The organism is Rubneribacter badeniensis (genome assembly GCF_002899695.1).
GTDB lineage: Bacteria > Actinomycetota > Coriobacteriia > Coriobacteriales > Eggerthellaceae > Rubneribacter > Rubneribacter badeniensis.
The window spans coordinates 1-7,350 of record NZ_PPEL01000114.1 but is presented as its reverse complement, the minus strand read 5'-3'; the positions used below and the strand labels follow the sequence as shown (position 1 = coordinate 7,350).

General features: G+C 62.9%; 6 protein-coding genes and 1 tRNA gene. 4 read left to right on the top strand and 3 right to left on the bottom strand.

Going from position 1 to position 7,350, the window contains the following annotated elements; genetic code table 11:
* Positions 1-455: 455 nt before the first annotated feature.
* Positions 456-543: transfer RNA gene (locus tag C2L80_RS12540), tRNA-Ser, on the bottom strand.
* Between the two features lie 218 nt (positions 544-761).
* Here C2L80_RS12540 and ispE point away from each other — a divergent pair.
* The 4 genes from ispE (at position 762) to C2L80_RS12515 (ending at position 5,965) form a co-directional block, all read left to right on the top strand.
* Complete coding sequence (gene ispE, locus C2L80_RS12530) at positions 762-2,417, top strand: 4-(cytidine 5'-diphospho)-2-C-methyl-D-erythritol kinase (RefSeq protein ID WP_239938997.1); 1,656 nt, start codon at positions 762-764, stop codon at positions 2,415-2,417.
* A 173-nt stretch (positions 2,418-2,590) separates the two neighbouring features.
* Complete coding sequence (locus C2L80_RS12525) at positions 2,591-3,145, top strand: LemA family protein (protein ID WP_087198527.1); 555 nt, start codon at positions 2,591-2,593, stop codon at positions 3,143-3,145.
* 97 nt (positions 3,146-3,242) lie between these two features.
* Positions 3,243-5,252 (top strand): hybrid sensor histidine kinase/response regulator, encoded by a 2,010-nt coding sequence (locus C2L80_RS12520; RefSeq protein ID WP_103263316.1) that lies wholly within the window; start codon positions 3,243-3,245, stop codon positions 5,250-5,252.
* Positions 5,253-5,596: 344 nt separating this feature from the next.
* Positions 5,597-5,965, top strand: a complete 369-nt coding sequence (locus C2L80_RS12515) for a guanylate cyclase (protein WP_087198525.1) — start codon at positions 5,597-5,599, stop codon at positions 5,963-5,965.
* A gap of 531 nt (positions 5,966-6,496) precedes the next feature.
* Here the strand turns inward: C2L80_RS12515 and C2L80_RS13785 are convergent.
* Positions 6,497-6,868: a hypothetical protein gene (locus C2L80_RS13785; RefSeq protein WP_129589969.1), complete on the bottom strand. Its 372-nt coding sequence runs from the start codon at positions 6,866-6,868 to the stop codon at positions 6,497-6,499.
* Between the two features lie 54 nt (positions 6,869-6,922).
* Positions 6,923-7,350, bottom strand: a 428-nt coding sequence (locus tag C2L80_RS14480; RefSeq protein WP_239938995.1) for a helix-turn-helix domain-containing protein, incomplete at its 5' end; no start/stop codon positions are given.

Sequence of the window (7,350 nt, the reverse complement as noted above, 5' to 3'; positions counted from 1 at the left end):
GGGGGCGTTTGGGGCGGGACGGGCGGGACAGCGGGGCGGGGATAATGTCACATTCTCGATAGCGTTCGATTGCTGTGTACCCTCCGAGAATGTGACATTATCCCCGCCCCGCTGTCCCGCCCAGGTGCTGCGGACGGGAAGCGTTCATTGAGTTTGGCGGGGGATGTTTCACGTGAAACATCCCCCTTTGCTTCTGGATGCACGAGTGGATGATGGCCGGTCAAATGACGAGCGGCAGTATCCCGCGCCGCACCGTAGGGTAAGGGGCAACGTGCTCGCGCGACGGTCCGTGCAGCGATCTGAAAGGTTCGACGACTCGGCGTACGGCGCGGGAGGACGTGGCGTGCAGCGGTCTGCGGCGCGGCATCTGAGGGCGATATGGTCGTCGTTGCGTGCGTGGCGAATGTTTCACGTGAAACATTCGCCATCTATCAGGTGGTTTGAATAGAGAAAACTGGCGGAGGCGGTAGGATTCGAACCCACGGACGCGCGAGCGTCAACAGTTTTCAAGACTGCCGCCTTCAACCACTCGGCCACGCCTCCGCATCAAACGGCTCGGGAAAGCGCGACAGGTGACGGCATCGGCGCGTCGCATCGTCTGCGAACGATGCCGACTTCGCGCAGCATCGTCGTCTGCGAACAACGCCAATCTTGCGTAGCCTGCTTGCGGCGGCTCGCACGTTGCCCATCGGACGGCTCGCCTCGTGCTTTTTCGCTCTGCATTCCCGAACGCACAGGTAGGATACCATATAATAGGCGGCATGACCGACGAAGACTACATGCGCATGGCCATCGACGAGGCGCGCCGCGCCGAACGGCTGGGCGAGGTTCCCATCGGCGCCGTCGTCGTATACGAGCCCATCGACCCGGCCACGCGGCGTTCGTTGGAGAAGCCGCAGGTCATTGCGCGGGCATGTAACCTGCGCGAGACAACGAAGGATCCGGCGGGGCATGCGGAGTTCCTTGCGATGAAGCGCGCCGCCGAAGTGCTGGACGCGTGGCGGCTGACCGACTGCACCGTGTACGTGACGCTGGAGCCGTGCGTCATGTGTGCGGGCCTCATGCACCAGGCGCGCGTTCGCCGGTGCGTGTACGGCGCGGTGGATCCGAAAGCCGGCGCGCTCGGCACGCTGTACGCGGTGAACGAGGACAAGCGGCTCAACCACACGTTCGAAGCGGTCCCCGGCGTGCTTGGAGGCGAGTGCGCGCGTATGCTGCGCGACTTCTTCTCGCGCAAACGCGCGAAGAAGTCGCAGAAGCAGGAGGCGAAAGACATGGCGAATAAAAGCGGCGGCCCCAGCGTTCCTGGCTTATCCGAGACGGCCTCGACGACGCTGTCGCGCTCGTCGACGGCTGCAACGTCTGCCTCGTCTGCAGCGGTGTCGATCCCCGCGCCGTCCGCAGCGGGTGCGCCGTCCGAAGGCTCGGGTGCCGGTGACCCCTGCGCCGTCGATCTGCTCGATGTGGCGCGCGTTGCGCAGCAGGTGGAGACGGAGCGGTTTCGCGGGCCGGGTTCGGTGCGCGTCGTCGCGCCCGCGAAGGTGAACCTGTTCCTCGACATCGGCGAGGTGCGATCGGATGGGTACCACGAAGCCGTGAGCATCATGCATGCGCTTCTGCTGCACGATGTGCTGCACCTGCGCCTTGCTCCTGCGCGCGAGGCTGGCCTTTCCGTCGACCTTACGTGCCGTTCGCGTGGAGGCGTCGCACCGCTTGACGTGGCTCCGGAGGATAACATCGTCACGAAGGCCGTTCGCCGGTTCGCGCAAGCGCTTGAGCGGGACGTCGACGAGACGGTGGCCGTGCACGTGGAGAAGCGCATCCCCGCGCAGGCCGGCCTCGGCGGGGGGTCGTCCGACGCGGCGGCGGCGCTCGTGGGCGTTGCGCGCTTATGGGGCGTGCCCGAAGACGATCCGCGCATCGAGGAGGTCGCCCGCTCCCTGGGGGCCGACGTGCCGTTCTTCCTGCGCGGCGGCTGCGCGTGCTTCACCGGGGTCGGCGACGTGTTCTCCCACGAGCTTGCGCCTTCGAACGCATGCGTCGCGCTCATCAAGCCCGAAGGCGGCGTGTCCACGTCGGCGGCATACCGCACGTTCGACGCTTGCCCGCAGCGCATCGCACCTGCCGATCGGCGCGCCGCGCTCGACGCCCGTCATGCTGCCGACGTGCCGCTGCGCAACAACCTGACGGTTGCGTCCGAGCAGCTGCTTCCCGTGCTCGCCGAGGTGCGCGCGTGGGCGAGCGGCCATGCGGACGTGCAAGCGGCGCTTATGTCGGGGAGCGGATCGACTGTGTTCGCGGTCTGCCCTTCCTTTGACGCGGCTGCGCGCGTGGCCGCTCAGGCCCAGGCTCGCGGTTGGTGGGCGCGCGCGACGATGTTCGCCCCTGTGCGCGCTGCTATGGTTGGGGCACGCTGACGGTTTGGGGGCTCGTTGAGGGCGTATGAGCCTTATGTTATCCAATTTGTCAGGTATACGTTACGTTTTTGCAACTATGAGCGCTATGCTATGGGTTACCGTCTGGTTCATCCCTATTCCCAGACGAGCGTACGATGCTAGAATGGTGGCTACGCAATGGCAAAGGAGAAGGTATGAGCATCGCAGTGATCGTTGTCCTTGTCGTCCTCGTCGTGCTGGTCGTGGCCGTCATCGGGCTTTACAACAACCTGGTTAAACTGCGCAACATGGTGGACAACGCCTGGGCGCAGATCGACGTCCAGTTGCAACGGCGTCTCGATCTTATCCCGAACCTTGTCGAGACGGTGAAGGGCTATGCGTCGCATGAGAGCGGCACCCTTGAAGGGGTCACGCAGGCCCGCACAGCCGTCATGAACGCTCCTTCGCCCGAGGGGAAGATGCGGGCGGATAACCTGCTGACCGGCGCGTTGAAGAATCTGTTCGCCGTGGCCGAGGCGTATCCTGATCTCAAGGCGAATGCGAATTTCCAGCAGCTGCAATCCGAGCTGTCCAGCACCGAGGACAAGATCAGCTACATGCGGCAGAGCTACAACGACACGGTCATGAAGTTCAACACCGCCATCCAGACGTTTCCGGCGGTGCTGATCGCCGGGGCGATGGGTTTCAGGGAGCGTCAGAGCTTCGATGCGGTTGCCGCCGCCGACGTGGCTCCCGAGGTGCGTTTCTAAGCCATATCAGTTGCATACCGCGTCTCGGTTGGGACGCAACCCTTTTTTACGCGCGGAAGCGCGGATCCTACTCGTTCGCTCTGTAACGGAGTGCTCTATGACTATTCCATCGACTTCAGCGCCGAGCTTCAAGCGGGAAAGCCTCCTCAATCGCTTGCTCAATTCAAATGCCGTTTTCGGCGTGGCCGTGGCCGTGATCACCGCGCTGCTCGTGTGCTTTTACGGCATGCTTCATATGAATATGGACGAGATCAGCGCCGAGACCGAAGCTTTGAAGGAGCGCCCCTACACTGTGGCGGTGGCGGCTGGCCGTGCGGAAACCCTGCTCATGCAGCTGCGCACGCTGGATGACCGGCTCACGTTCACGCGATCGGACGAAACGGTGGACAGCGTGCGATCGGAATTCGAGGAGATCGACGGCGAGCTGCGCGAGAGGTTGGCCGTCATCGCCGAGCGCCATCGCATTGATGCCGCGACAGCGCAAAGTTTGGCCAAGCAATACGAGGAGTTTCGGCTTCGTCAGAATCGGCTTATCGAACTTGCCGCTACGTCGAGCACCGAAGAGGTGACTCGTTTTCTGGAAGAGGACATCGACCCGCTGTTGGACTCCATGCTGGCTGCCGATGCGGACGTCATCGCGGGCGCATCGCGTTCGTTCGACCAGCTGTACGAGACGGCGGCCGACACGCGGGCCGACACCCTGCTCACGGCCACGGTGCTCATGGTTGCCGTTGTCGGGGCGTTTGCGCTGTTCATCATCGTAATACGTCGCAAGAACCTGCAGCAGGAGCATTTGCAGTTGAGCCTGCGCCATGCGCTTGAGCGCGAGCAGGAGGCGAACGAGGCGAAGTCGCGTTTTCTATCCAACGTATCGCACGACATCCGCACGCCGCTCACGGCCATCATCGGTCTGACGGACATTTCGATCGAGCACGCAGCGGAGCGGGACCGCGTGTCCGAATCGCTTGCAAAGATCAAGCTTTCGTCGCATCATCTGCTGAACTTGGTGAACGATGTGCTCGACATGAGCAAGATCGAAAGCGGGCGCATCGACATCGGCCACGCGCCGTTCGACGTGTGCGATTTGGTGGAGATGCTGGTTTCGATCGTGCGGCCGCAAGCCGATACGAAGCATTTGGATTTCGTCGTGGGCCGCTGCGATGTTCGTCCGGGTTTGGTGGTGGGCGACGAAGTGCGCGTGAGCCAGGTGCTCATCAACCTGCTGGGCAATGCGGTGAAATACACCGAGCCGTACGGGACGGTGCGGTTCTCTGTTACGGAACTTGACGGAGACGAGGCCGAGCGCGTGTGCGCCGAAGGGCTGTGCGATGCGCGCGCCGCCATTGCCGAGGGGCACGTTTTGCGGGTGATGAAATTCGTAGTGGAAGACGACGGCGTGGGCATGTCGCCAGAGTTCGTCGCGCACATCTTCGATCCGTTTGAACGAGAGGACGTGCCGTCTCGCTCTTCAGAAGAGGGCACCGGGCTTGGCATGGCTATAGCGAAGAGCCTGGTGGAACGCATGGGAGGCTCCATCGACGTGGAGAGCGCCCGCGGGCGCGGATCGCGCTTCACGTTGCTGTTGCCGGTCGAGCACTACGAGGGAGGCGAAGGCGCGCGAAGCGGGCTGGACCCGGCCGCGGTTTCTCGTCGAAAGGCGCAAGGCGGCCGGTGCGATTCGCTTTCGGAGCTTGAGGGTGCCTGGTCTGATGCGCGCGTTCTTTTGGCCGAGGACGACGAGATCGTGGGTGAGATCGCCGAAGAGCTGATCGGCCGCACAGGGGCGACCATCGATCGCGTGTGGGACGGTGCGGAGGCGGTCGAGGCGCTTGAGCGCGCTGCGGCCGGAACGTACGATCTGGTGTTCATGGACGTGCAGATGCCGCGCATGGACGGCTTGGAGGCGGCGCGCGCCATCGTTGCGGATTGCGAGCGTTCCGGACGTGCCCATCCACCCATCATCGCCATGACGGCGAACGCGTACGTGGAGGATCGCAAGCGTGCTTACGATGCGGGTATGGACGGGTATGCGGTGAAGCCTATCGACAAAGAGGAGATATTCAAGCTGTTCAGGACGTATGTGCCGCTTGATGGCAAGAGGGCGTGAGGCGGGGGCGGGATTGCACGGGTTGGGCGATGTGTGCTCTTCTCGCAGGGCCCGACGTGCGGACGGACGCGTAGCGCGGACGGGCGGCGCGCGTATGGATGACGCATATGGCAAATGGGTGCAGGGCGCGGGCGAGGCGCGAGGCGGCGAGCGAGCGGCGCGCGTAGTAGGGGTGCGCGAAGCCGAGGCGGTGCGCGCGGACGGGCGGCCTGCGCGGATGGGCGAACGAGTTGGCGGGTGCGTTTGCGTGGATGAACGATCGCTGTTCGCGGGGAGTCTGGTATGATGCGGGCGTACCGCCCTCCGTTCTACGCGGCGGGTTGTCTTGGAAAGGAAGGCTGTCGATGATCGCTCGTCTTTCTCGTGTGGTGCCGTTACTGTTGGTGCTCGCCGTGGTGGCGTTGGTCGTGTACCTTGTAGTCGCGTGGCGGTATTCGCCGAACCGCGGCAAGGAGGTGCTCATTCGCCTGTTCACGATCGTCACCGGGGCGTTGTCGGCGTTCTTCCTGATCGTATGTCTGTATGCGTGGTTCGACGGCAACGAGGCGGTGCTCGACCTCGGCGCGAGTTTCCTTGTTGCGGCGCTCGTGGGGCTGGCGGTCAACCGTATCTGCCGCGCAGTGTTTTTGCGCCATCATCCCGCGTATCGCATAAAGCCTCAGAAGGCGCGTCGGCTGGGAGGTCTGTCGCGTTTCTGGACGCGGCGGCGCTGACGGGGGTTTCACTTGCCGGAGACGGCGGCTCTTGGGGAGGGAAGTGTGTTCGGAAGCGTTCGATGACGGCCGTTCGCGGCATTTGCTGGCGGCTTCCGGGCAAGGGACGGCTCTGCGCTGCGCGCCGCACCTTGAAAATCGGGCGCTCCCAGCGCGGGCGTACCGGGCCTCAGCGGTCCGGAGGCGGCTCTGCGCTGCACGCCACACCTTGAAAATCGGGCGTTGCGCAAGGATGCCCTGCGCTCTCTTCTTTGACGTCGGCTTCCTCTGTGATGGTTTTCATTCACGCTTCTGCGCAGGTGCAAAGGGAGGCTGGTGTAGGGGCGCAAGAAAGGTGGAGACGTGTGGGACGGTTGGCGATTCGACGATGAGCTCAGGAGCATTTTGCGTTCAGCCGATATCGGCATCGACATTGAGATGCCGGCTTCGTGGCGGGTTTTGACGGAAAACCGCTATTCGAGAAAGCCGGCGAAGCGGCTAGAGCGGAGTTGCGTCGTATAATACCTGGTCTGCTTGTTTCGCCGATGCCTTTTAGCCGAGAGGCAGCGCATGCGGCAGCGGTTTTCCGTCATTTTCCGCCACGAATGGCGCTTTGCGATGTCGGCGATGGCTCATCGTGGAGTGGCGCTTCTTCTTGCCAAGCAGCCGTTGGCCGCTCGATTGTCTCTGAGCGGTGCTTTTCTCCGCAGTGTCCCCAAAGAGAGGTTGCTTGATGCAGCGGGCTTTCAGCGTCTTTCGCTGAATCGAGTTGCGTACGGGAAAGGGTCGCTTCTTGGATGGAAAGAAGTTGAACGGCTGCGTCAGCCCTAGCTTGACGAAGGTGTCGCTTTGCTCTGCGAAGTTGCTGCTCGTGCGCATCTGAACATGGCAGATGGTTTCAGTTGCGCATGGAACCGTTCGCATCGGGCGGTGCCTCGTCGCGTTTCTGTCGTGTCTCCTTGTGGATTTGACCGATGCTTACACCCCTTTAAAAAGTTCTTCCAGGGTGATGTCGAACCCCTCTGCCATGGCGGCCAGTCGAGCGAAGCTGATATTGCGGCGTCCGCATTCCAAGTCGGCGAGGTAGGTACGCGACATGCCAAGTCGAGGTGCGCACGCATATTGCGAAAGACCCCGCTCCTCCCGGAGGTCTTTGATTCGAAGTCCGAGCCTGATCTGCTTTTCGGTGTTGTGCGCATGGTTGGGTTGCTTTTTCATCTCTGGTTCCCTTTGTGCTCGTTCGCTTCTCGTGCGGGAAAACTTTCGATTTCTGGCCACGAAAGGGGGTGCGGACAAAAAGTTGGACACTCCGGTGTCCGGATTGGAGTCCGCATGTACCCGTTGGAGACCAGGGAGCTCGCCGTGGAGGCCGTCGCGGCGGGGTTCAGCCTGACCGAGGCGGCCGA